The organism is Paracoccus aerodenitrificans (assembly GCF_027913215.1).
Taxonomy (GTDB): Bacteria; Pseudomonadota; Alphaproteobacteria; order Rhodobacterales; family Rhodobacteraceae; genus Paracoccus; species Paracoccus aerodenitrificans.
The window spans coordinates 1,189,457-1,208,792 of sequence record NZ_CP115784.1 but is presented as its reverse complement, the minus strand read 5'-3'; the positions used below and the strand labels follow the sequence as shown (position 1 = coordinate 1,208,792).

Here is a 19,336-nt window from a genome sequence, read left to right as displayed (position 1 = left end):
TGTCAAGGTTGAACTCAGTAATCCGCTTTGCTCCTCAGAGGGGTGCCGCCGACGCATGACCACAATTGCGGCACGCTACGGGCCGTCAAACTCCCTCCATGGTTCGACTAATTCCGGGGCTGTGATCGTGCCGGAAGCCACCTGAACCACGGAGGATTCTATGTGCGCAGAGCACCGCGCCCATAAAGGGCGGCCACGAACTCCGGCGCCCGAGACGCTGCCGGACGATCTGTTCGACTATGCCGACAACCCCACGCCGAACGGGCGGGAACGGCGCAGATTACCGCTGCGCATCGTCGATGTCGAGACGCTGCCTGTCATTGATGACTGGCCGGAAGATGTGCCGGTCACAGTAGCCGAGGTGGACATCTTCGAGCAGTTTTTCGGCGATGTGCTCGACCGGTTATTCGGACCGATAGACAGCCCCCCTGGCAATCAGAGCTTGAGCTTATTATCATCAGAGGATAATGATAAGTCATGAGCGAGGGGCGTGATCCGGGCCTCGACACGCTGCTGGACCTTGATGGGCAGGTGCTGGTTGTCGATCCCGAGGGCGGCCATTGGGTGAAATTCGTCATCACCCGCGTTCCGGTCTCACCGGAAAAGCCGCATGGTCTCGATTACTCGCTTACGCTTCACGGGCCTTCGGGTGAGCGACTGGTTGGTTTTGACAACGCCCATCCGGTCGGCCGGGGCAAGTGCGGTGCGCCGATGGACCATCGCCACCGCCTCCAGACCGTGAGGCCCTACGCTTACGAGGATGCGGCTACCTTGCTGGCCGATTTCTGGCAGGCGGTCGATGCGGTGTTGAAGGAGCGAGGTGTGCTATGACCACATTGAAAGTCGGGATCGCCGACTATGACGAGATGAAAGCCCGCACCCTGCGGATCGCGCGCGGCGAGGAAAAGCCGGCGGCGGACGATCCGAAAGTGTGGTTCACCTCGACTGAATCTTTCGCGCAAATTCTGTCCAGCGGAAACCGCGAGCTGCTGCGCGTCATTCACGAGCAAGCCCCCGGATCGCTGGAAGAGTTGTCCCAGCTCACCGGGTGCGCCAAACCGAACCTGTCGCGCACGCTCAAGAAGATGGTCACCTACGGCCTTGTCCGCATGGAGAAGGGCGAAGGCCGGAAGGTGGCCCCAAAGGTACTCTATGACCGCGTGGCGCTGGAGCTGCCCTTGCTGGAACCGCGCAAGGTGGAAGGAGGTCAGCCATGAACAGCCAAACCCCGACTGCCGCCCTGCGCGCCGCGCTTTACCTGCGTGTTTCGACCGCAAGGCAGGCCGAGCATGACGTGTCGATCCCCGATCAGAAGCGGCAGGGCAAGGCATGGTGCGCGGCGCGCGGCTATCAGCTCGTCGAAACCTTTGTCGAACCGGGCGGGTCAGCCACCAATGATAAACGCCCCGAGTTTCAGCGCATGATCGAGGCGGGCACGTCGAAACCCGCCGCTTTCGATATCGTAGTGGTGCATTCGTTCAGCCGCTTCTTCCGCGATCACTTCGAGCTGGAGTTCTATGTCAGGAAGCTGGCCAAGAACGGCGTGAAGCTCATCTCCATCACGCAGGAGATGGGCGACGATCCGATGCATGTGATGATGCGGCAGATCATGGCGCTGTTCGACGAATACCAGTCCAAGGAAAACGCCAAGCATGTCCTGCGCGCGCTGAAAGAGAACGCCCGGCAGGGCTTCTGGAACGGCTCGCTGCCGCCCATTGGCTATCGCGTCGTCGATGCCGAACAACGCGGCGCCAAGATGAAGAAGAAGCTGGAGATCGACCCGCTGCACGCCGACACCGTGCGGCTGATCTTCCGCCTGGCGCTGGAGGGTGACGGCATGTCCGGCCCGATGGGCGTCAAGGCCATCGTCAACCATTTGAACGGCAATCGCATCTTCACCCGCAATGGCGGTCGCTGGGGCATTGGCCAGCTTCACCGCGTCCTGACCCGGCGCACCTATATGGGCGAGCATCAGTTCAACAAACGCTCCAAGCGCGGCGAGGTGAAGCCGGAGAAAGAGGTTGTCACCGTGCCCGTGCCGCCGCTGATCGACCGTGAGACTTTTGACGCCGTGCAAAGCCGCCTGCAGGCGAATAATCCCAAGGTGACGCCGCCGCGCGTGGTCAGTGGCCCGAATCTGCTGACCGGCATCTGCTATTGCGGCAATTGCGGCGGCGCGATGACCCTGCGCACCGGCAAGAGCGGCCGTTATCGCTATTACGCCTGCTCGATCCGGGCGCGACAGGGCGCGACCGGCTGCAAGGGCCGGGCGATCCCGATGGACAAGCTCGACAGGATGGTGGTGAACCATATCGAGGAACGCTTGCTTGATCCCGAGCGGATCGAGGACGTGCTGGCATCACTGCTGGACCGCCGTCAGGAAGGCGCCGAGCGCCGCAGCCAGCACATCGCCGAGCTGAACCAGCGCGCCGCCGAGGCGGACATGCGCCTCAAGCGGCTCTACGACGCTATCGAATCCGGTTCGCTTGATCCCACCGAATCCGCCCTGGGCGAGCGGATCGCCGGCCTTACAGCGCTGCGCGATCAGGCCTACGCCGACGCGACGCGGATCGAAGCCATGCTGGCAAGCTCCACCCATCAGCGCCTTACCGGCGCAGCCGTGCGCGAATTGGCAGACGAAGCCCGCCGCAGATTGCGGCTCGGAAAAGGCGGCTATCGGCGGGAACACGTCCGGGCCTTTGCGCAGCGCGTCGAGGTCGCGGACGACGCAATCTACATCAAGGGCAACAAAAACACCCTGCTACGGACGTTGGTGGCCACAAAAGGAGGGAAATCGGCGGCAACCGGCGTTCCCGGTTTTATACCAAGGTGGCGGACGGTGAGGGATTCGAACCCTCGAGACGGTTCCCCGCCTACACACTTTCCAGGCGTGCGCCTTCGACCACTCGGCCAACCGTCCGTGTCCGCGCTGGATAGCGGCTGTTTTCCGGCAGTGCAAGCCTCACATTTTCGAAATGCGGTCCTGTAAAGCAGCAAGCTGTTTGCGGATATCTTCCATGTCGGGTTTTTCTGTCCCGCCCTGATCGTCATCGCCCTCGTCAGGTGCGGGACCCGAGCCTGCGCTGCGCCAGCCGCCCATCATCGCCTTCAGGAAAGCCTGCTGCTGGCGCTGAAGCTGGTCGAAGCCGGGCATGGAGGACATCGGGGTCGGCATCGAGGCCATATTCTCCATGATCTTCGACTGACCTTCGCGGAGCATCTCGAAGCTGGCAGCGAGGAACTGGGGAACCACGCTCTGCGCCTGGCTGGTATAGCTGCGGACAAGATCTGTCAGCACATCGACCGGCAGCACATTCTCACCGCGGCTTTCATGCTCTGCGATGATCTGAAGAAGGTATTGCCGCGTCAGCTCGTCCCCAGTTTTCAGGTCGACGATCTTGACCTCTCGCCCGTCCCGTATGAACCGCGCGATGTCTTCGAGAGTCACATAATCGCTTGTCTCGGTATTATAGAGCCTGCGACTGGCATAACGCTTTATCAGCAATGGCGCCGCGGTATCTGCTTTGGCCATCGGCTTTCCCCTTCAATGCATTTGCAGCATCTTGAGGCCAAACGGCGCTGATTGCAAAGAAAAAGGGGCGGCCCCGAAGGCCACCCCAATCGTCAAGCTGACATGCGATTATGCCTTGGGGGTCGTCGCAGCGGTCGCTTTCTTGACAGCGTCCTGAGCCTGACGGGTCGCTTTCTCGGCGGTTTTCTGACCTTCTTCGGCCAGATCCTTGCCAGCGGACATCAGCAGGTCAACGGTTTCCATCTGCAGTTTTTTCGCGACTTCAGCGAAAGCCGACATATGCTCGGCAGCGCTTTCGGTCGAAGCGTTGGCGAAATCGGTGAACGCTTTGGCATAGCCGCTGGCGTCGTCTTTCTGAGCGGTCAGTTCACCAACGCGGGCGATGGTGTCTTTGGCCCACTGAGCCGAAATCTCGGTCGAACGCTCGGCAGCCGACAGAGCAGCGCGTGCCATTTTCTCGTTCAGCGCCGACTGGGTTTTGAAAGCGTCCTGCATCGACGAGGTGTCGACGGGGAAGTTCGCCATCATGTCTTGCATGGTCTTGGTGAAGTCAGGTGCCTTAGCCATTTTTCTCTCCGTTTACGGCGGCCAGGGAGGGAGACCGCCTTTTTAATTCCGTAGCTACAAGGTAGATGCCGCACCGCAGCATTTCAACCTTTTTTTCTGCACTGCAGCAAAAATTTTGCTATAGTTAACGGGGACTCAATCAGTATTTCTGATGAACATAGCTGCCGGGCGCTGCACTGAAGCCTTCTTCGGGTTCGCGGGCATCGACAAGCTCTCCCGAGAAGCCCTTCAGCCAGCTTTCCCAAGTCGGCCACCAGCTTCCCGGGGTGAACTCTGCCGCGTCTTTCCAGTTCTCCGGCTCACCCGAGAAATCCTCCCCGCCAGTATAGTGGCCGTATTTTTTCTTCGAGGGCGGATTCACGATCCCCGCGATATGGCCGGATTCCGAGAGGATAAAGCGCTTATCCTTTGACCCCATCTGCTTTACCCCCCGCCAGCTATATTTCCACGGAGCGATATGGTCGGTTTCGCAGCCAATGGCGCAGAGCGGCAGTGTGATATCGGAGATCTTCACGCGGTGCTCCATGATCGGGAACCCGTCGCCAGCCAGAAGATTTTTCTGGCAGAGACCGCGCAGGTAATCGACGGTCATTTTCCCCGGCAGATTGGTGGCATCGCCATTCCAGTACAGAAGGTCGAAGGCCGGAGGCGCCTCTCCCATCAGATAGGACCGGATCGCCGGACCCCAGACCAGATCATTTGCCCGCAGGAAGCTCATGGTGCGGCTCATGAGATGCGAGGCGAAAATTCCGCTGCGCTCGATCTCGGACGCGATGCCTTCGACGAAATCATCCTGAAGGAAGGGCGTGAACTCTCCCTGTTCGGAAAAATCGGTCAGCGTGGTGAAGAATGTCGCGGCATTCACCCGATCATCGCCGCGCTGTGCCATCAGAGCAAGCGTCAGCGACAGTGTCGTGCCGCCGATGCAATAGCCGATGGCGTTCAGCTTCGGCTCTGCGGTGATTTCCTCGACAGCATCCATCACTGAGAGATAGGCGCTGACGTAATCCTCCAGCCCTGTCCCGGCGAAGCTGGCATCGGGATTGACCCATGACACCACAAACAGCGTATAGCCCTGATCGACGATCCAGCGGATCAGGCTGTTTTCCGGCTTGAGATCCAGAATATAGAACTTGTTGATCCAGGGCGGGAAGATCACGATCGGAGTCGCATGGACCTTTTCGGTTGTCGGGCTGAACTGGATCAGCTCATAAAGCCGTTCCTGCCTCACGACCCGGCCCGGTGCGGTTCCGATATTCTCGCCCACGCAGAACGCATCGCGGTCGGCCAGCGATACGACCATCTCGCCCTTGTTCAGTTCGACATCCCGGACGAGGTTCTCAAGCCCCTTCACAAGGCTTTCGCCCTCGGTCTCAAGTGCCCGCTCGATTGCGTCAGGGTTGGTGGCGAAGAAATTCGTCGGGGCGAACATGTCGATGATCTGATTGGTCAGCCATCCAAGCCTGTGCTGATCCACCGGATCGAGCATATCCAGTTCGCCCGCCGCATCGCGCATGGCCTGAGCATTGATCTGGTACTGCGTCTTGACCGTGTTGAAATAGGGATGGCTTTGCCACAGCGGATTGCGGAAACGCTTGTCGCTTTCCGGTTTGTCATCCTCGGGCGCGGTCAGTTTGCCACGCACGAACTGGGACTGCATCTCGGCGTAATGAGCCAGCGTCGCACCCCAGTATTTCACCTGTTGTTCCAGAATACGCGCGGGCTGCTCGGTCCACATCTTCGCCCAAGCCAGCCCGGCATTCACCATCAGATCGGCACCCGGAGCCTCGACGCCCGGATCATGCATCGGACGCTGCGCAAAAGCCGCCGCGAGACGCTGAGTGAGAGATTCGATCCGCTCCATGTTCTCGGCAAGCTGCGAGCTTGCGGCGGGCGCGGGCGCTTCCGGGACCCCGGCAGCAGCAGAACCGCCCGATGATGCCGCAGCCGCTTTGGCTCCGGCATCGCTGCTTCTGACCGATGCGCCTTTCTGAAGGTCAACCTCGGCAGCGGCGGGGGGCGCAACGCGTGCGCTCTTCGCCGCAGAGGCTTTTGCCTGCGACGCCGCCGATCCGGCTGTCGCCGGTTTCCGACGTGAAGACGGGGACTTGGCCGCAGCAGCGGTCCGGCTGCCGGAGGTCTTCGCCCGGCCCGTTGTCTTTGCAGTTCCCTTCGCCGTGGACCCGGTCACAGCCTTGGCCGCGGACGCCGTGCTGCCCGGTTTTTTCACCGGAGCCGCGGTCTTGCCTGCGGCTGTTGTCCTGCGGGCGGGACGTTTCCGCGGTGCAGCATCCTTGCCACGGCCCGCGTCATTGCCTGCTTCGTCACTTGCCATAACCGATATTCCCCCCTACTCTCGCACTCCAATCTTAACCGGCACGCGCCCGATGAAAAAGGGGGCAGTTTAACGCCGGGGTGCATAGGGACATGGTGCAAATATGGCCAAGCAACCTCTTCTCAAGGGATTGATTTCCTACGATGCGATGGAAACGATCCGCAACACGAATGAGTGGCTGGGCGCATCGGCCCGTGCGATGGCGTCTTATCCCGCCTTCGCAATGATCCCCCATCCGATGTTCCGCATCATGAGCGCATGGGGCCGCGTCACCGAACGCAGCTTCTCACGCATGGTCATCAAGCCGGACTGGAATATCCCTGCAATCGCCGGGCCGGGCGGTCAGGACCATATCGTGCATGTCGAACGTGTGCTGAAAAAGGATTTCGGCGATCTGATCCATTTCCGCGTCGCCCGCCGTGAACCCCATACCCGCAAGATCCTCCTCGTCGCGCCCATGTCGGGCCATTACGCGACATTGCTGCGCTCGACCGTGGTGTCGCTGCTGCCCGATGCGGATGTCTATGTCACCGACTGGCATAATGCCCGCGATATCCCAGTGTCGAAGGGCAAGTTCGATATCGAGGATTACACCGACTATCTGGTCGATTTCATGCGCCATCTCGGCCCGGATCTGAATGTCGTTGCAGTGTGCCAGCCCGCTCCGCTGGCGCTTGCCGCCACGGCGCTGCTGGCCGAGGAAGACCCCAAAGCGCAGCCCCGCACCCTCACCCTGATCGGCGGCCCGATCAATCCCGACGCCGCCGCGACCGAAGTCACCGATTTCGGCAACCGCATGACGATGGGTGAACTGGAATATCTGGTCATCCAGCAGGTCGGCTTCAAATATAAGGGCGCGGGACGTCTGGTCTATCCCGGGCTGGCGCAGCTTGCCTCGTTCATCGCGATGAACTCGGAACATCACGCATCCGCCTTCATCGACAAGATCTTCGCGGAGGCGCGGGGCGAAGGCTCGGAAGCTGACCGCCACAACAAGTTCTACGATGAATATCTGGCCGTTATGGATATGACGGCAGAGTTCTATCTTTCGACCGTCGAACGGATTTTCAAAGGCCTCGAAATCGCCGAAAACCGCTTCACCGTGAATGGCAAACAGGTGGATATCGGCAAGATCAAGGATGTCGCGGTCTTTACCGTGGAAGGCGCGAATGACGATATCTCGGCCCCCGGCCAGTGCGTCGCGGCGCTCGATCTCTGCACCGGGCTGGCAGAGAACAAGAAGCAGCAGCATCTCGAACCCGGCGCGGGCCATTACGGGATCTTCGCGGGCAAAAGCTGGCGTCTGAATATCCGGCCCATCGTGCTGGATTTCATCGACGAAAACTCCGGCAGCGAAAAACCAACCCCACGCCGCCGCCCCGCCGGTGCGAAGGCCCATACCGAACCGAAAGGGCTGACCAGCCGCCAGCTTCCGGTGTGATCCGGCGGGCTCGGGTCAGTCCGGCAATGGCGCGGGTGTTTTCAGGACAGTGATGCGTGACGGCGCTTTTCCTATGCGCCTCAGCCCATCCGCACCGACGCATAGCTTCCCGGCGAGGCCGGGAAAACGACCGTGCGCCCGCCATTCATGAATACGCGGTGATGGATATGCGCATGGATCGCGCGAGCCAGCACCTGAGATTCCACATCGCGGCCGAGGCTGACATAATCCGCAGCCGACTGAGCATGGGTCACTCGGACCGTATCCTGCTCAATGATCGGGCCCTCATCCAGATCGGCGGTGACGTAATGCGCCGTGGCGCCGATCAGCTTCACGCCGCGCTCATAGGCTTGCTTATAGGGGTTCGCGCCCTTAAAGCTGGGAAGGAAGGAGTGGTGGATATTGATGATCCGCCCTGACAGCTCACTGCACAGCCTGTCCGACAGAACCTGCATATAGCGTGCCAGAACGACCAGCTCTGTCCCGGTCTCCCGGACGATCTCCAGCAATTGCGCCTCGGCCTCGGGTTTGTTGTCGCTGGTGACACGGATATGGTGAAAGGGGATGTCGTGGTTTACCACCAGCTTCTGATAGGTGAGATGGTTCGACACTACCCCCACGATCTCGACCGGAAGCGCTCCGATCCGCCAGCGATACAGAATATCGTTCAGGCAATGCCCGAAACTGGACACCATCAGCAGCACCCGCATCGGACGTTCCGCGTCATATATCGCGGCTTCCATGCCAAATTCCCCGGCGAGTGCTGCGAATTCCTGACGCAGCCGGTCCAGCCCGACGCCCTCCTGATCGCTGAAGCTGACCCGCATGAAAAACCGGCCCGCCTGCATATCGTCGAATTGCGCGGAATCGGTGATGTTGCAGCCATGATCCGACAGGAATGCCGAGATTGCCGCGACGATACCGCGCCGGGTCGGGCAGGTGACGGTCAGAACCAGATCGGCCATGATAAGCCCCTTAGAAGAAATATCCCCGTCCTTTCCGCTAGGTCAGGACATCTGTCTTCTGCCGGGCTAGCGCGACATGGCCGCGCTGACAAGTAAATCACTGATTTTCGGTGAGAGAATCCGGGTCAGAACGCCGGAATCACGATCAGATCTGCTTTTCGGGCAGATTGACCACCAGCCCGTCAAGCTCATCCGTCACTTTCAACTGGCAGGTCAGGCGCGAGCGTTCGGGATCCGGCTCCCATGCGAAATCCAGCATATCTTCTTCCATCGGGTCTTTCGCGGGCAGCTTGTCCACCCACTCGGCTGCGACATAGACATGGCAGGTCGAGCAGGCGCAGGCCCCGCCGCAATCCGCCTCGATACCCGGGACGCCATTATCGCGTGCGCCCTCCATGACGGTCATCCCGTTGCGGACGTCGATTTCATGAGCGGTGCCGTTATGCTCGATATAGGTAATTCTGGCCATAGCTTGCTCCTGTCATTGCGGGCGAAATAGGCCATCCTGCCCGCAAAGAAAAGGGCGGGAGCACGCCCCCGCCCTGCACTGTCTGTACGTCTTGATGCCTTATTCGGCGATGGACAGCGCGACGAAGCGCGGCTCGCCCCCGCGGCGGATCATCAGCAGGATCGAATTGCGTCCGGCCTCACGCGATTCGTCGATACGGTCCTGAAGATCGCCCAGAGAGGCGATGGGCTGCTGACCTGCCTCGGTGATCACATCGCCGCGCCCAAGCCCTTTATCGGCGGCGTCGGATGCAGGCTCGACATCGGTGACGACAAGCCCCTCCTGATCTTCGTCGAGACCCAGCTCAGTCGCAAGTTCCGGCGTCAGAGGTTGAAGCGACATGCCAAGCGTTTCGCGCTGCTCGCCACCCGGGGTCGTATTCCCGCTGCCGCTGGTCATGCCTTCCGCAGTTTCGCGGCGGCCCAGTGTCACGTCTAGATTCTGCGTCTCGCCGTCGCGGAGGATCTGAACCTCGACCGCTTCTCCGATCGGAGCCTGCGCGACGCGCGAGACCAGATCACGGTCATCCTCGATCGCATTGCCGTCGAATTGCAGGATCACATCGCCCGAGCGGATGCCTGCTTCCGAGGCGGGACCGTCGAATACATCGGCGACCATCGCGCCGTTTTCGTTATCCAGCCCAAGCGATTCCGCAATTTCCGGGGTCAGGGCCTGAATCTTCACACCCAGCCAGCCGCGACGGGTTTCTCCGAATTCCAGCAACTGATCGATCACGTTTTCCACCACATTGGAGGCCATCGAGAAGCCGATCCCGATAGAGCCGCCATTCGGCGACAGGATCGCGGTATTCACGCCGATCACCTCGCCATCCATGTTGAACAGCGGGCCGCCGGAATTGCCGCGATTGATCGACGCATCGGTCTGGATATAGTCATCATATGCCCCGGTCAGCGCCCGGCCCCGCGCCGAGACGATCCCGGTCGAGGCCGAAAAACCCTGACCCAGAGGGTTGCCAAGCGCCAGCACCCAGTCACCTACGCGGGCATCGTCGCTGTCGCCGAAGCCCACGAAGGGCAGATCTTCGGCATCGACCTTCAGCAGGGCGATATCGGTCTGCGCATCGGTCCCGATCACCTCGGCGGCGCGGCGGGCGCCATCGCGGAACTCGATCTCGATCTCATCGGCACCGTCGATCACGTGGTTATTGGTGACGATATATCCGTCATCCGAAATCACGAAGCCCGAACCAAGCGCATTTGCCCGCTGAGGCTGACGGCGCTGTCCGAAGGGGTTTTGCTGATTCTGGTCGGGCATCGGAAAGCCGAAATCCCGGAACAGATCCGAAAACGGGCTGCCCTCGGGGAACATCGGGCCGGTCGGCTGTTCGACCACCGAGGTCGTGTTGATATTCACCACCGCCGGAGAAACCTCTTCGACCAGATCGGCGAAACTGTCGGGCATGACGGCCTGACGCCGCGCCTCGGTTTCGGGGGCGGCAAGCGGTGCCTCATTGCTGTTTGCCGCCTGATCCTGGGTCTGTTGTGCCTGCGCGGGGGCTGTGTCCTGCGCCGCGACAGGCAGTGCACCAAGGGTCAGTGCCGCAACGGAAACGGTTGCCAGAAAACGGGAAATTGGGCTGCGCATCGAATGATCCTTTCCATTAGAGCGCCAGATGTCCGGCGCACGACTCTTCGGGGTCGATTTGCGTTTTCTACAAACGCCAGATGTTAAGACGTTGCAAATAAATCACGCTCCGCGTCGATGAACTCATCGTGATTTCATGAAAAAGGGCGGCCTATGCCGCCCTTTTTCATCAGTTGTCGCCTTGCCGCGTTTCTTCTGCCGGAGCGCTGTTTTCACCCGCCTCCCCGGACTGAACGGCATCCTCGGCAGGCGGTGCTTCCTGCGTTTGCGCAGGTTCATCCTGTCCGGTCTCGGGCAGTTCGACAGCAACGCCCTCATCCGGGGTCACGGCACTTTCCGCCGCATCCGGGGCCGCTGCATCGCCGCCCTCGCCTTCCGCCTGAGGCACCGGCGACTCATCGGCCAGAGCGGACGCATCGCCCAGACCCGCGCCGGGCTCGGCATCCCAGGGCATCTCGATGGGGCGCGGGGTCACCGCGCTGTCCGCCTGAATCGGAGCGCGGGCATCTGCGCCCTGCCCGGCCTCCGGCAGCGTCGAGAGGTTTTCTTCCTGCGGCAGTGCCTCGGCGGGGGTCGCCGGGGTCGCACCGGCAGCGCCGTCATTGCGCAGATAAGCGAAGAAATCCCCGTCCGGCGGCATGACAAGCTGAGAGTTCTCACCCTTCAGAGCCTGTTCATAAGATGTCAGCGAGCGGGTGAAGGCGAAGAATTCCGGATCGCGGCTGTACGCGTCAGCATAGATCGCATTTCGCGCGGCATCGGCCTCACCCCGGATGATCTCGGCATTCCGCCGGGCTTCCGAGGTCAGCTCGGTCACGGTCCGGTCGGCGGCGGCGCGAACACGCTGCGCGGCTTCCTCACCACGAGCGATTTCATCGGCAGCCTCACGGTCACGCTCGGCCCGCATCCGTTCATAGGTCGCGGCAAGGTTCTGCTCTGGCAGGTCGGTCCGGGTCAGGCGAACGTCGATGATCTCGACCCCCAGCCCTTCCGAGTTCAGACGCGCCTCATCCCGGATCCGGTTCATCAGCGAGGTCCGGTCATCCGACAGAACGGCGGTCGAAGGCACCTCACCCAGCACCTCGCGAATCGCGGTGCGCACGATGGGATCGAGACGGCCAAGCGCGATATCGGTCCCGCCTGTCCCCACGGCCTGACGGAAGCGGACGACATCGGCGATCCGCCAGCGGGCGAAAGCGTCCACGATCAGACGGCGATCGTCCAGAGGCGTTATTTCCAGCGGCGTGGTCTGAAGACCCAGCATCCGGTCGTCATATTTCACCACATCGTCGAGGAAGGGCATCTTCATGCCCAGACCGGGTGTTTCCTTGACATTGACCACCCGGCCAAGCCGAAGCACCAGAGCCTTCTCACGCTCATCGACCGTATAAAGAGAAAAAGCCGCGATCAGTGCGACAATGATAAGGGCCGGTACGGCCAGCGTGCGAATAAAGTTTCTGCGGACGCGCGCCATCAGTTGCTTCCTCCGGTCGTGGTCGTAATTGCCGACATGCTGGCGGCGTTATCTGAGGATGGGGCGGTTGAGGAAGGCGCAGCGCCTGCGTTTCCACCATTATTTCCCGATGACGGGCCTTGACCGCCCTGCCTACGCAACTGGTCAAGCGGCAGGTAGGGCACCACCCCGCCCGAGCCGCTGTCTTCGATAATCACCTTATCGACGCTGCCGAGCACACGCTCCATCGTTTCAAGATACATCCGCTTGCGCGTCACTTCCGGGGCTTTCGCATATTCGGCATAGACCGAATTGAACCGCGCCGATTCACCCTGCGCGTTGTTCACCGCCTCGGCCCGGTAACCCTCGGCCTGTTCGATGGCCGCCGCCGCATCACCGCGGGCCTGTGCCAGCACCTGATTCGCATAGGCATCGGCCTGTTTTTCAAGTGCATCGCGGCGCTGCTGCGCGGCCTGCACCTTGCGGAACGCGTCGATCACCTCGCCCGGAGGGTCGGCCCGGTCAAGGTTGACCCGGATTACATTCACCCCTGATTCATAGCTGTCCAGCGTCTGCTGCACCGATAGTTTCAGATCCTCGGCAATCGCGCCACGGTCGCGGTTAAGGATCGGGGCAAGTTCCGACCGCGCGATAATGTCGCGCATTGAGGATTCCGCCACGGCCCGGATCGTGCCCGAGGGATCGGCAAGGTTGAACAGGTATTTCTCAGGGTCGGAGATGTTCCAGACCACCTGATATTCCATATCCACGATATTCTGGTCGCGGGTCAGCATCAGGCCGCTATCGGTGGTGGCAATCGCGCTGCCGCTGCCAGAGCTGGAGCGGCTGCTGTCGACGCGCCCGGAACCGATCTCGGTCACGCGCTCGCCGGTGACCTGCACAACTTCCTTCGTCACGACAGGCCAGGGCGCAAAGTTCAGACCCGGCTCACCCGTGCCGACGGCGCGACCGAACAGAAACTCAACCGAGCGTTCTTCCGGACGGACCGTATAGAAGCTTGCCGCGGTCCACATCCCGACCACGACCAGCCCGCCGATAATCAGCATGCGGCGGTCGAAGCGGAACCCCGAGCCTCGCGGACGGCGTGGCCCGCCGCCATTATTGTTGTTGCCCGAGCCTCGGCCCCCCATCAGGACGCGCAAACGGTCCTGACCTTTTTTCATCAGCTCTTCGATTTCGGGCATGTCACCCGGGCGCTGTCCGGGCCGGCGCGGCGGTTCTGGCCGCTGCTTGCCGGGATCGCCCTGATTTCCGCCCTGACCCCAGGGACGCTGAGGGCCGCGCGGGGGTTCATTGCCCCCCTTGCCACCGCTGCCATTGCCTCCGCTGCTGCCGCCACCCCAGGGGCCTTGTGCCATCTGACTGCCTCTTCCTGTCTTTGTCGTCGTGCATGAAACTGGGGACATAGCCTGAAAAGTCAAGCTGACCCCGCTTAAGCTAGGCGTCGCCGCCTTGCGGTTCGTCGTGCCGGCGCGTGGGCTGGCGCATCGTGACCAGTTCTTCCGCGATGGTCGGGTGGACCGCAACCGTGCGGTCGAAATCCTCCTTGGTCGCGCCCATCGTGATCGGTATCGCCGCAAGCTGGATCAGCTCTCCGGCCTCGGGACCGAAGATATGACAACCCAGCACCCGGCGCGAGTCCTCATCGACCAGCAGCTTCATCATAACGCGTGCATCCGATCCCGCGAACGCGGAGCGCATGGGGCGGAAACGCGCATCATAAACCTCGACACCGCCACGCAGGATCGCCTCATCCTCGGTCATGCCGATCGAGGCCATTTCATGCGGGCGGGTATAAACCGCACTGGCCACAAGGGTGTGATCCAGATAGCGGGGCTTATTGCCGAACAGTGTATCCGCGAAGGAATGCCCCTCGCGAATCGCGACCGGAGTCAGATTGACCCGGTTCGTCACATCGCCCACGGCATAGATTGACGGAATATTGGTCTGCGACCACTCATCGACGACCACTTCGCCATTCGGGCCAAGCTGCACGCCGACATCCTCCAACCCCAGATCCTTTGTGTAAGGATTGCGGCCAGTGGCAAAGATCACCGCATCGACATGCGTATCCGGGCCGTTATCGAAGCTGACTTTGATCCCGTCCCCGTCTTTCTCCAGCCGGACCGGAGACAGGTTCAGCCGCAGATCCACACCGATCTGCTGCAATTGCTCGGTCACAAGCAGTCGCCCATCCGTGTCGAAACCGCGCAGCACCTTGTCGCCGCGATAGGCCAGCACGGTCTCAGCGCCCAACCCGTTCAGGATCGTGGCGAATTCGCAGGCAATGAAACCGCCTCCGACCACCAGAACCCGCCCTGGCAGTTGCTCCATCAGGAACAGATCGTCCGAGATCATCCCCAGTGCTTCGCCCTCGATTCCGGGCAATTGCGGGCGGCCACCGGCGGCGATCAGAATATGCTTGGCGCTGAAACGCGACCCATCCGCCAGTTCCACCTCATGCGGGCCGACGATCCGGGCCCGCTGATGATGGATCGTGCCGCCGACACTTTCGAAACCTCGCGTATAGGCGGCTTCCAGCCGGTCAAGCTCGGTATCCAGCCTTCCCTTGAACGCATCCCATGAAAATGCGCCCGCAGAGGCATCGCGCCAGCCATAGGCCTGCGCCTCCTCTGCAAATTCCGGGGCAGAGGACGCAAATATCATCAGTTTTTTCGGCACACAGCCCCGGATGACGCAGGTGCCACCCATGCGGCTTTCTTCGGCCAGCCCGACCTTCGCGCCATAGCCTGCCGAGATCCGGGCCGCGCGGACCCCGCCGGAGCCTCCGCCGATGACGAAAAGATCATAGTCGAAACTCATTCCACTTCCTCTTCGCTTCCCTCTGCGGTCAGTTCGGCAACGGAACCATCAGGCCTGCCAATGATCGCCAGATCACAGATATGCAGGAAAAGCCCGTTTTCCACCACGCCGGGGATCGCATTCAGCGCGGCAGAAAGCCGCGCCGGGTCCTCGATCCGCTCCAGAGCCAGATCGAGGATCAGATTGCCCTCATCGGTCCTGTAGGCCGCATCATCGGACTGGCGCAGCAGGATGGGACGGTGATCCAGCCCCTGCTCATCCAGCACCCGCGCGATCAGCGCCTGAGTCGTCTGCCAGCCGAACTCGATAACCTCGACCGGCAGATGAAACGCGCCTAGGACATCGACGACCTTGCTGCCATCGGCCATGACCACCATCCGGTCAGAGGCCATCGCGACGATCTTTTCGCGCAGCAGCGCACCGCCCGCGCCCTTGATCAGGTTCAGATCCGGATCGACCTCATCCGCGCCGTCCAGCGTCAGATCGAGCCAGCCGATCTCGTCAAGCGCCTCGATCCGCAGGCCGAGGCTTTCGGCCAGTTCAGCGGTGGATTTGCTGGTCGCGGCGCAGCGCAGCGTCAGACCTTCAGCCTTGACCCGTTCCGCCAGCCGCCGGACCATGAACACGGCCGTCGATCCGGTGCCGAGGCCCAGCCTCATTCCGTCCTCGACCAGAGCGACGGCGGCCTCGGCGGCGGCATTCTTGGCGATATCTGCGGGGCTGGCTTCGGTCATGTCGCGGTTCCTTTCCTGATCCGCCGCCTTTCTACCCCGGGCTTGCGCCGAGAGACAGGGGACAATCGTCCCGATTGCACGACCCGCATCTGTGGCATAGAGCTTCGGGCCATGAAACGTCCCGATACATTCGCCGTCATCGTCACCGCCGCAGGTCGCGGCACCCGCATGGGCGGGACACCGAAGCAATGGCGCGATCTGGCGGGGCGCAGCGTGCTGGCACGCAGCATCGCGGCATTTTCCGGCTTCCGGCGCATTGTCGTGGTTCTGCATCCCGACGACATGGCGCAGGGCGTGGCCGAGCTGAGCGGTGCGGTCACGCTGGTGGCAGGCGGCGCGACGCGCTCTGACAGCGTCCGGGCCGGGCTTGAGGTGCTGGAGCACAGCGATATCACCCATGTGCTGATCCATGACGGCGCACGGCCTCTGGTCAGCGAAGCGGTGATTTCGGGCGTAACCGATGCGCTGCAAGAAGGGTCAATCGCCGCCGCGCCTGCGCTTCCGGTCAGCGATGCACTGTGGCGCGGCGAGGACGGGCATGTCGTCGCCATGCAATCCCGCGAGGGGCTTTTTCGGGCCCAGACGCCTCAGGGTTTCCGGCTGGACGCAATTCTTGCCGCCCATCGCGCGTTTCCGGAAGGGGCCGCCGATGATGTGGAGCTGGCCCGCCGCGCCGGGCATGAGGTGGCCATCACGCCGGGTTCCGAGGATAATCTGAAACTCACCTACGGGCCGGATTTCGACCGCGCCCGCCGCATATTGGGGACCGATATGGATATACGCCTCGGCAATGGATTCGACGTTCACGCCTTCGAGGATGGCGATCATGTGACACTGTGCGGCATCAGGATCGACCATGACCGCGCCCTCAAAGGCCATTCCGATGCCGATGTCGGGATGCATGCGCTGACCGACGCAATCTATGGCGCTCTGGCAGAGGGCGATATCGGGCGTCACTTCCCCCCCTCCGATCCGCAATGGAAAGGGGCCGACAGCGTGATCTTCCTGCGCCACGCAGCGGGACTGGCGCGGGAACGCGGTTTCCGGATCGGCAATGCGGATGTCACGCTGATCTGTGAGGCACCCAAGATCGGCCCCCATGCGAAAGAAATGCAGGCGAAGCTGGCCGAGATCACCGGGACCGAGCCCACGCGCATCTCGGTGAAAGCAACCACCTCGGAGCGGTTGGGCTTCACCGGGCGCGGCGAGGGCATCGCCGCCATCGCCACCGCCACGCTGATAAAGGAATGATCATGGAAAAGCTGCTCTGTACCTGGTTCGGCGCAGGAAATATGCGACCCGCCCCCGGCACTTGGGGGTCTCTGGTCGCCATCGCCCTCGGCGTTCTGATCCACTGGGTCGGGCATTTCCCGCTGCTCTTGCTGGCGACCGCCGCCGTCACCGCGCTCGGCTTCTGGGCCGTGCCGCGCTATACGGCGGGGATGGAGGACCCGGACCGCTCCGAGATCGTGATCGACGAGGTTGCGGGGCAGTGGCTGGCGCTGTGTTTTCCCTCTTTCGGCTTCTGGTATATGGGACTGCCCTCGACCGATTTTCCCTATCCCGGCTGGGTCGCGGCCTTCCTGTTCTTCCGCCTGTTCGACATCTGGAAGCCCTGGCTGGTCGGACGCGCCGACCGTGAGGGCGGCACGCGCGGCGTGATGCTGGATGACCTCTGGGCCGGGCTGTTCGCCGGGATCGCCACGATCATCGCAGCCGGGATCAGCCACGGATTCCTGATGTGAGCCGGGCCTCGGATGTGCTGAACGCCGCCCGTGACAAAGGCGTCATGATCGCCACGGCGGAAAGCTGTACCGGCGGGATGATCGCGGCGGCACTGACCGATATCGCCGGATCATCCGATGTGGTGGATCGCGGCTTCGTTACCTATTCCAACGCCGCAAAGCGCGAGATGCTTGGCGTCGGCTCTGACACGCTGGCGCAATTTGGCGCAGTCAGTGAAGAGGTCGCCGCTGAAATGGCGAAGGGCGCTTATGACCGCTCAGAGGCGGGGCTGGCGGTTTCGGTGACCGGCATCGCCGGGCCGGGCGGATCGGATCACAAACCGGAAGGCAGGGTCTGTTTCGGCATCGCAGATCCCAACGGCATTCGCACGGAAACCATCGATTTCGGGCCTCTTGGGCGCAAGCAGGTTCGCATGGCGACGGTCGAACATGCCCTGTCGCTTCTGCTGAACGCCTTGCAGCAGCCCTAACGCAAGAAAGGCGCGGGCCGTTTCGGACCGCGCCCCAATGCTGTTACCGGCTGGCGGTGATCAGCGAGCAGTTTCGCGGACGACCTCGCCTTCCGGGCTGACCGTCACGACAACTTCTTCGCCCTGCGGGTTCACCGCCTCGACCGTGGCACCGGGACCTTCGGGACGGATGGTCCCAAGCTCGGTATATCCGGCTTCCTCGACCGCTGAACGCAGCGCGGCTTCATCGACCGGCTGCGGCGCATCGCCGGGCTGAGCAGCACCACCGGCCTCAGGCGCAGCACGTTCGCCCATCGGCATCGGCTGGTGGCCTTCCGGCGCAGAAGGCTGGATCATGCGGGCAGGATCGCCGCCGGGACGCCGCTCGCCACGGTCGCCGCGCGGTGCATCCTTGCGTTCGGGATGGTCATCCGCCTTGTCATCGTCTTCGTGGTCGTGATCGGCTTCCTTGTCGCCTTCACGTTCCTTGTCGTCATGCATATCGCCGCCCGGTCCCATCGGCTTGCGCATATCGCCACGCGGACCGTCGCCATCGTGCTTTTCCTCACCGCGAGAGAAATGCACCAGCTCGCCATCCGCGCCGAATTCGATGCGGACCGTGTCGCCCGAGGCATCCTGTCCCGAGATCATCACCGCATCGCCACGGGTGCCGATCGCATTCAGCTCGGTGATTTCAGCGGTCACGGCATTGTCCCGCGCCGCCTGCGACAGCATCTCATCGACCAGAGACTGAGGCAATGAGGACCCTTCAGCCGTGCGGATCGCCACAAGCTGCCCATCCGGGCCGATCATCGCCTGAAAATCCTTGCCGCTTTCTGCAATCGTGCCTTTGGCGAAGGCACCGCCGCGACGTCCCGGACGGGTTTCGACATCGGTAAAGCCCTCACCCTGAAGGATCGCGGGCAGCTGGGTTTCCGAGCCACCCGGCGCGGCGTTTTCCGCCGGGGCAGGCTGGACCTGCGGCTGAGCCTCCGTCTGCGCGAAAGCCAGACCGGTGCCGAAAGCCGCGATCAATGCAAGGCTCGCAACGGATGTTTTCAGTTTGCTGATCATTTTACTTCCTTTCAAATTCGCACGGGGAATTGCCCCGGATGTGACCTGATTAGCGAATCGTTTACGAACCATTCACCAACGGAG

The 19,336-nt window shown here is 62.0% G+C and carries 19 protein-coding genes, 1 tRNA gene and 1 pseudogene; 8 read left to right on the top strand and 13 right to left on the bottom strand.

Going from position 1 to position 19,336, the window contains the following annotated elements:
- Positions 1-160 precede the first annotated feature (160 nt).
- The 4 genes and pseudogenes from PAE61_RS07440 to PAE61_RS07425 all read left to right on the top strand — a co-directional run.
- Positions 161-481, top strand: coding sequence for a hypothetical protein (locus tag PAE61_RS07440; protein ID WP_271114685.1), 321 nt, complete (start codon positions 161-163; stop codon positions 479-481).
- A complete protein-coding gene (locus PAE61_RS07435; protein ID WP_271114684.1) occupies positions 478-831 on the top strand; it encodes a toxin-antitoxin system TumE family protein in 354 nt (117 codons plus the stop codon). Before PAE61_RS07440 ends, PAE61_RS07435 begins: the two co-directional genes overlap by 4 nt.
- Entirely contained in the window at positions 828-1,217 is a 390-nt protein-coding gene (locus tag PAE61_RS07430; protein WP_271114683.1) for an HVO_A0114 family putative DNA-binding protein, read from the top strand. The genes PAE61_RS07435 and PAE61_RS07430 overlap by 4 nt, the downstream gene beginning before the upstream one ends.
- Positions 1,214-2,302, top strand: a pseudogene (locus PAE61_RS07425) (recombinase family protein); the annotation flags it as partial. The gene PAE61_RS07430 and the pseudogene PAE61_RS07425, both read left to right, overlap by 4 nt.
- Before the next feature lie 57 nt (positions 2,303-2,359).
- Here the strand turns inward: PAE61_RS07425 and PAE61_RS07420 are convergent.
- From PAE61_RS07420 to phaC, 5 genes are all read right to left on the bottom strand, one after another.
- Positions 2,360-2,689 carry a hypothetical protein gene (locus PAE61_RS07420; protein WP_271114682.1) on the bottom strand — a complete coding sequence of 110 codons (330 nt, stop codon included), beginning with the start codon at positions 2,687-2,689 and terminating at the stop codon, positions 2,360-2,362.
- 141 nt (positions 2,690-2,830) lie between these two features.
- Positions 2,831-2,920: transfer RNA gene (locus PAE61_RS07415), tRNA-Ser, on the bottom strand.
- A 42-nt stretch (positions 2,921-2,962) separates the two neighbouring features.
- Entirely contained in the window at positions 2,963-3,532 is a 570-nt protein-coding gene (phaR, locus tag PAE61_RS07410) for a polyhydroxyalkanoate synthesis repressor PhaR (protein WP_271114681.1), read from the bottom strand.
- Between the two features lie 108 nt (positions 3,533-3,640).
- Positions 3,641-4,099, bottom strand: coding sequence for a Phasin (locus PAE61_RS07405; protein WP_271114680.1), 459 nt, complete (start codon positions 4,097-4,099; stop codon positions 3,641-3,643).
- Positions 4,100-4,238: 139 nt separating this feature from the next.
- Positions 4,239-6,434 carry a class I poly(R)-hydroxyalkanoic acid synthase gene (gene phaC, locus PAE61_RS07400; protein ID WP_271114679.1) on the bottom strand — a complete coding sequence of 732 codons (2,196 nt, stop codon included), beginning with the start codon at positions 6,432-6,434 and terminating at the stop codon, positions 4,239-4,241.
- Positions 6,435-6,537: 103 nt separating this feature from the next.
- Here phaC and phaZ point away from each other — a divergent pair, with 103 nt between their 5' ends.
- The gene (gene phaZ, locus PAE61_RS07395) at positions 6,538-7,875 is read left to right on the top strand and encodes a polyhydroxyalkanoate depolymerase (RefSeq protein ID WP_271114678.1); all 1,338 of its coding nucleotides are present in this window, start codon (positions 6,538-6,540) and stop codon (positions 7,873-7,875) included.
- An 80-nt stretch (positions 7,876-7,955) separates the two neighbouring features.
- On the opposite strand, the gene purU is transcribed toward phaZ, so the two are convergent.
- From purU to rpiA, 7 genes are all read right to left on the bottom strand, one after another.
- Positions 7,956-8,840 (bottom strand): formyltetrahydrofolate deformylase, encoded by an 885-nt coding sequence (purU, locus tag PAE61_RS07390; RefSeq protein WP_271114677.1) that lies wholly within the window; start codon positions 8,838-8,840, stop codon positions 7,956-7,958.
- 145 nt (positions 8,841-8,985) lie between these two features.
- Positions 8,986-9,309 carry a 2Fe-2S iron-sulfur cluster-binding protein gene (locus tag PAE61_RS07385; protein ID WP_271114676.1) on the bottom strand — a complete coding sequence of 108 codons (324 nt, stop codon included), beginning with the start codon at positions 9,307-9,309 and terminating at the stop codon, positions 8,986-8,988.
- Positions 9,310-9,408: 99 nt separating this feature from the next.
- Positions 9,409-10,953: a DegQ family serine endoprotease gene (locus PAE61_RS07380; protein ID WP_434803111.1), complete on the bottom strand. Its 1,545-nt coding sequence runs from the start codon at positions 10,951-10,953 to the stop codon at positions 9,409-9,411.
- Positions 10,954-11,122: 169 nt separating this feature from the next.
- Entirely contained in the window at positions 11,123-12,427 is a 1,305-nt protein-coding gene (gene hflC, locus PAE61_RS07375; protein WP_434803110.1) for a protease modulator HflC, read from the bottom strand.
- Positions 12,427-13,785 (bottom strand): FtsH protease activity modulator HflK, encoded by a 1,359-nt coding sequence (gene hflK, locus PAE61_RS07370; protein WP_271114675.1) that lies wholly within the window; start codon positions 13,783-13,785, stop codon positions 12,427-12,429. Before hflK ends, hflC begins: the two co-directional genes overlap by 1 nt.
- A gap of 79 nt (positions 13,786-13,864) precedes the next feature.
- On the bottom strand, positions 13,865-15,250 hold the full coding sequence (gene gorA / locus PAE61_RS07365; RefSeq protein ID WP_271114674.1) for a glutathione-disulfide reductase: 1,386 nt from the start codon (positions 15,248-15,250) through the stop codon (positions 13,865-13,867).
- Positions 15,247-15,984: a ribose-5-phosphate isomerase RpiA gene (rpiA, locus tag PAE61_RS07360; protein ID WP_271114673.1), complete on the bottom strand. Its 738-nt coding sequence runs from the start codon at positions 15,982-15,984 to the stop codon at positions 15,247-15,249. Before rpiA ends, gorA begins: the two co-directional genes overlap by 4 nt.
- 111 nt (positions 15,985-16,095) lie before the next feature.
- Here rpiA and PAE61_RS07355 point away from each other — a divergent pair, with 111 nt between their 5' ends.
- From PAE61_RS07355 to PAE61_RS07345, 3 genes are read left to right on the top strand one after another with little or no spacing between them, the layout of a single operon-like run.
- Positions 16,096-17,235 carry a bifunctional 2-C-methyl-D-erythritol 4-phosphate cytidylyltransferase/2-C-methyl-D-erythritol 2,4-cyclodiphosphate synthase gene (locus PAE61_RS07355; protein ID WP_271114672.1) on the top strand — a complete coding sequence of 380 codons (1,140 nt, stop codon included), beginning with the start codon at positions 16,096-16,098 and terminating at the stop codon, positions 17,233-17,235.
- A complete protein-coding gene (locus PAE61_RS07350) occupies positions 17,232-17,729 on the top strand; it encodes a phosphatidylglycerophosphatase A family protein (protein WP_271114671.1) in 498 nt (165 codons plus the stop codon). Before PAE61_RS07355 ends, PAE61_RS07350 begins: the two co-directional genes overlap by 4 nt.
- Complete coding sequence (locus tag PAE61_RS07345; RefSeq protein WP_271114670.1) at positions 17,726-18,199, top strand: CinA family protein; 474 nt, start codon at positions 17,726-17,728, stop codon at positions 18,197-18,199. The genes PAE61_RS07350 and PAE61_RS07345 overlap by 4 nt, the downstream gene beginning before the upstream one ends.
- 60 nt (positions 18,200-18,259) lie before the next feature.
- On the opposite strand, the gene PAE61_RS07340 is transcribed toward PAE61_RS07345, so the two are convergent.
- Positions 18,260-19,252, bottom strand: coding sequence for a hypothetical protein (locus PAE61_RS07340; RefSeq protein WP_271114669.1), 993 nt, complete (start codon positions 19,250-19,252; stop codon positions 18,260-18,262).
- Positions 19,253-19,336 lie beyond the last annotated feature (84 nt).

What these genes read in the sequence shown, in the direction of transcription:
- PAE61_RS07440 (WP_271114685.1), top strand. Translation starts at nt 161, where the DNA reads ATGTGCGCAGAGCACCGCGCCCATAAAGGGCGGCCACGAACTCCGGCG.
- PAE61_RS07435 (WP_271114684.1), top strand. Translation starts at nt 478, where the DNA reads ATGAGCGAGGGGCGTGATCCGGGCCTCGACACGCTGCTGGACCTTGAT.
- PAE61_RS07430 (WP_271114683.1), top strand. Translation starts at nt 828, where the DNA reads ATGACCACATTGAAAGTCGGGATCGCCGACTATGACGAGATGAAAGCC.
- phaR (WP_271114681.1), bottom strand. Translation starts at nt 3,532, where the DNA reads ATGGCCAAAGCAGATACCGCGGCGCCATTGCTGATAAAGCGTTATGCC.
- PAE61_RS07405 (WP_271114680.1), bottom strand. Translation starts at nt 4,099, where the DNA reads ATGGCTAAGGCACCTGACTTCACCAAGACCATGCAAGACATGATGGCG.
- phaC (WP_271114679.1), bottom strand. Translation starts at nt 6,434, where the DNA reads ATGGCAAGTGACGAAGCAGGCAATGACGCGGGCCGTGGCAAGGATGCT.
- phaZ (WP_271114678.1), top strand. Translation starts at nt 6,538, where the DNA reads ATGGCCAAGCAACCTCTTCTCAAGGGATTGATTTCCTACGATGCGATG.
- purU (WP_271114677.1), bottom strand. Translation starts at nt 8,840, where the DNA reads ATGGCCGATCTGGTTCTGACCGTCACCTGCCCGACCCGGCGCGGTATC.
- PAE61_RS07385 (WP_271114676.1), bottom strand. Translation starts at nt 9,309, where the DNA reads ATGGCCAGAATTACCTATATCGAGCATAACGGCACCGCTCATGAAATC.
- PAE61_RS07380 (WP_434803111.1), bottom strand. Translation starts at nt 10,953, where the DNA reads ATGCGCAGCCCAATTTCCCGTTTTCTGGCAACCGTTTCCGTTGCGGCA.
- hflC (WP_434803110.1), bottom strand. Translation starts at nt 12,427, where the DNA reads ATGGCGCGCGTCCGCAGAAACTTTATTCGCACGCTGGCCGTACCGGCC.
- hflK (WP_271114675.1), bottom strand. Translation starts at nt 13,785, where the DNA reads ATGGCACAAGGCCCCTGGGGTGGCGGCAGCAGCGGAGGCAATGGCAGC.
- gorA (WP_271114674.1), bottom strand. Translation starts at nt 15,250, where the DNA reads ATGAGTTTCGACTATGATCTTTTCGTCATCGGCGGAGGCTCCGGCGGG.
- rpiA (WP_271114673.1), bottom strand. Translation starts at nt 15,984, where the DNA reads ATGACCGAAGCCAGCCCCGCAGATATCGCCAAGAATGCCGCCGCCGAG.
- PAE61_RS07355 (WP_271114672.1), top strand. Translation starts at nt 16,096, where the DNA reads ATGAAACGTCCCGATACATTCGCCGTCATCGTCACCGCCGCAGGTCGC.
- PAE61_RS07350 (WP_271114671.1), top strand. Translation starts at nt 17,232, where the DNA reads ATGATCATGGAAAAGCTGCTCTGTACCTGGTTCGGCGCAGGAAATATG.
- PAE61_RS07340 (WP_271114669.1), bottom strand. Translation starts at nt 19,252, where the DNA reads ATGATCAGCAAACTGAAAACATCCGTTGCGAGCCTTGCATTGATCGCG.